Origin of the sequence: Vibrio sp. 10N.222.48.A3, from assembly GCF_041475345.1 — a bacterium.
Classification (GTDB): domain Bacteria; phylum Pseudomonadota; class Gammaproteobacteria; order Enterobacterales; family Vibrionaceae; genus Vibrio; species Vibrio tasmaniensis_A.
Map to the genome: position 1 here is coordinate 1 of NZ_JBFRVX010001591.1, position 284 is coordinate 284.

Here is a 284-nt window from a genome sequence, read left to right on the forward strand (position 1 = left end):
GCCTTGAAGAGCACGTAAAAGAGTACGGTGTTGAGATAATGACTGAGCAGCGCGCTGCAAACATCATCGCAGCCGAAGACACAGGCGACGGTTACATCCACGTCGAACTAGAGAGCGGCGCAACATTACGATCTCGCACGGTTATCACCAGTACCGGTGCTCGCTGGCGTGAAATGAATGTTCCGGGTGAGCAAGATTACCGCAATAAAGGCGTCGCTTACTGCCCACACTGTGACGGTCCTTTATTCAAAGGTAAGAAAACAGCGGTTATCGGTGGTGGTAAC

The 284-nt window shown here is 51.8% G+C and carries 1 protein-coding gene; it reads left to right on the plus strand.

What is annotated here, in order from left to right; translation table 11 throughout:
* Positions 1-284, plus strand: a 284-nt coding sequence (locus AB4653_RS27900; protein WP_372105878.1) for an FAD-dependent oxidoreductase, incomplete at both ends; no start/stop codon positions are given.